The following is a 3,378-nucleotide window of genomic DNA, read 5'->3' on the forward strand; positions in this document are numbered from 1 at the left end:
CATTGGCGATTGAGCCAGTCAGAGTGATATGAGTAACACCATATCGGCTGTCGTTCTTTAACAATCTGGAAGAAGCAAGTAATTTGGATAGCGGAAGCGTCTTGAGATGGACGTGAAAGTTATCCGGGTTGTGATTGTATCGATGTATCTCAAGATGATTCGAACTCTAAGTTTGACTCAATTGGAATACGGCACAACGCGAGAACTCAACCTGTAGCGACTGTCGAAGAGACAGACTCGTTATAGGGTCAAGCGAACAAGTGCATGTGGTGGATGCCTTGGCGATCACAGGCGATGAAGGACGCGGTAGCCTGCGAAAAGCTACGGGGAGCTGGCAAACGAGCTTTGATCCGTAGATGTCCGAATGGGGAAACCCACTCCTTTTGGAGTATCCATGGCTGAATACATAGGCCATGTGAAGCGAACGCGGTGAACTGAAACATCTAAGTAACCGCAGGAAAAGAAATCAACCGAGATTCCCAAAGTAGTGGCGAGCGAAATGGGATGAGCCTTGCACTCTTTATTTGTATTGTTAGCCGAACGCTCTGGAAAGTGCGGCCATAGCAGGTGATAGCCCTGTAGGCGAAAACAGTATGAAAGAACTAGGTGTGCGACAAGTAGGGCGGGACACGTGAAATCCTGTCTGAAGATGGGGGGACCATCCTCCAAGGCTAAATACTCGTGATCGACCGATAGTGAACCAGTACCGTGAGGGAAAGGCGAAAAGAACCCCGGGAGGGGAGTGAAATAGATCCTGAAACCGCATGCATACAAACAGTCGGAGCCTCGCAAGGGGTGACGGCGTACCTTTTGTATAATGGGTCAGCGACTTACGTTCAGTAGCAAGCTTAACCGTATAGGGCAGGCGTAGCGAAAGCGAGTCCGAATAGGGCGTTCAGTTGCTGGGCGTAGACCCGAAACCAAGTGATCTATCCATGGCCAGGATGAAGGTGCGGTAACACGTACTGGAGGTCCGAACCCACTAACGTTGAAAAGTTAGGGGATGAGCTGTGGATAGGGGTGAAAGGCTAAACAAACTTGGAAATAGCTGGTTCTCTCCGAAAACTATTTAGGTAGTGCCTCGTGTCTCACCTTCGGGGGTAGAGCACTGTCATGGTTGGGGGGTCTATTGCAGATTACCCCGCCATAGCAAACTCCGAATACCGAAGAGTGCAATCACGGGAGACAGACATCGGGTGCTAACGTCCGGTGTCAAGAGGGAAACAACCCAGACCGCCAGCTAAGGTCCCCAAATATAGCTAAGTGGGAAACGAAGTGGGAAGGCTAAAACAGTCAGGAGGTTGGCTTAGAAGCAGCCACCCTTTAAAGAAAGCGTAATAGCTCACTGATCGAGTCGTCCTGCGCGGAAGATGTAACGGGGCTAAGCTATATACCGAAGCTGCGGATGCGAGCTTTGCTCGCATGGTAGGAGAGCGTTCCGTAAGCCTGCGAAGGTGCGTTGAAAAGCGTGCTGGAGGTATCGGAAGTGCGAATGCTGACATGAGTAGCGATAAAGGGGGTGAAAGGCCCCCTCGCCGTAAGCCCAAGGTTTCCTACGCAACGTTCATCGGCGTAGGGTGAGTCGGCCCCTAAGGCGAGGCAGAAATGCGTAGCTGATGGGAAGCAGGTCAATATTCCTGCACCATTGTTAGATGCGATGGGGGGACGGATCGCGGAAGGTTGTCCGGGTGTTGGAAGTCCCGGTCGCTGCATTGGAGAAGGCGCTTAGGCAAATCCGGGCGCGGAATTCAAGGGTGTGGCGCGAGCTCCTTAGGGAGCGAAGCAATTGGAAGTGGTTCCAAGAAAAGCCTCTAAGCTTCAGTCTAACGATGACCGTACCGCAAACCGACACAGGTGGGCGAGATGAGTATTCTAAGGCGCTTGAGAGAACTCGGGAGAAGGAACTCGGCAAATTGGTACCGTAACTTCGGGATAAGGTACGCCCTTGTAGCTTGATGCGCCTGCGCGCAAAGGGTGAAGGGGTTGCAATAAACTGGTGGCTGCGACTGTTTAATAAAAACACAGCACTCTGCAAACACGAAAGTGGACGTATAGGGTGTGACGCCTGCCCGGTGCCGGAAGATTAAATGATGGGGTGCAAGCTCTTGATTGAAGTCCCGGTAAACGGCGGCCGTAACTATAACGGTCCTAAGGTAGCGAAATTCCTTGTCGGGTAAGTTCCGACCTGCACGAATGGCGTAACGATGGCCACACTGTCTCCTCCCGAGACTCAGCGAAGTTGAAGTGTTTGTGATGATGCAATCTACCCGCGGCTAGACGGAAAGACCCCATGAACCTTTACTGTAGCTTTGCATTGGACTTTGAACCGATCTGTGTAGGATAGGTGGGAGGCTATGAAACCGGAACGCTAGTTTCGGTGGAGCCGTCCTTGAAATACCACCCTGGTTTGTTTGAGGTTCTAACCTTGGCCCGTGATCCGGGTCGGGGACAGTGCATGGTAGGCAGTTTGACTGGGGCGGTCTCCTCCCAAAGCGTAACGGAGGAGTACGAAGGTACGCTAGGTACGGTCGGAAATCGTGCTGATAGTGCAATGGCATAAGCGTGCTTAACTGCGAGACCGACAAGTCGAGCAGGTGCGAAAGCAGGTCATAGTGATCCGGTGGTTCTGTATGGAAGGGCCATCGCTCAACGGATAAAAGGTACTCTGGGGATAACAGGCTGATACCGCCCAAGAGTTCATATCGACGGCGGTGTTTGGCACCTCGATGTCGGCTCATCTCATCCTGGGGCTGTAGCCGGTCCCAAGGGTATGGCTGTTCGCCATTTAAAGAGGTACGTGAGCTGGGTTTAAAACGTCGTGAGACAGTTTGGTCCCTATCTGCCGTGGGCGTTGGATATTTGAAGGGGGCTGCTCCTAGTACGAGAGGACCGGAGTGGACGAACCTCTGGTGTACCGGTTGTCACGCCAGTGGCATCGCCGGGTAGCTATGTTCGGAAGAGATAACCGCTGAAAGCATCTAAGCGGGAAACTCGCCTTAAGATGAGATATCCCTGGGGACTAGATCCCCTTGAAGGGTCGTTCGAGACCAGGACGTTGATAGGTCAGGTGTGTAAGCGCAGTAATGCGTTCAGCTAACTGATACTAATTGCCCGTAAGGCTTGATCCTATAACAAGTCTGTCTCGCGCTGATTACAGCGCGTCGGACGGGTTGGATTCTCGTGTGTGATACACACAACCTAAATTACTGCTTCTTCCCAGATTGGTTCTGTTGGCCACGCCAGCAGAACAACCCTCTTTGCCTGATGACCATAGCGAGTCGGTCCCACCCCTTCCCATCCCGAACAGGACCGTGAAACGACTCTACGCCGATGATAGTGCGGATTCCCGTGTGAAAGTAGGTAATCGTCAGGCTCCCT

The 3,378-nt window shown here is 52.3% G+C and carries 2 rRNA genes; both read left to right on the forward strand.

The features are described 5' to 3' along the window. Positions 1-246 precede the first annotated feature (246 nt). Positions 247-3,128, forward strand: a 23S ribosomal RNA gene (locus OEJ37_RS34735). A 132-nt stretch (positions 3,129-3,260) separates the two neighbouring features. Further along, a 5S ribosomal RNA gene (gene rrf / locus OEJ37_RS34740) occupies positions 3,261-3,373 on the forward strand. Positions 3,374-3,378: the final 5 nt, after the last annotated feature.

The organism is Burkholderia sp. BKH01, assembly GCF_025685725.1.
Classification (GTDB): domain Bacteria; phylum Pseudomonadota; class Gammaproteobacteria; order Burkholderiales; family Burkholderiaceae; genus Burkholderia; species Burkholderia pyrrocinia_C.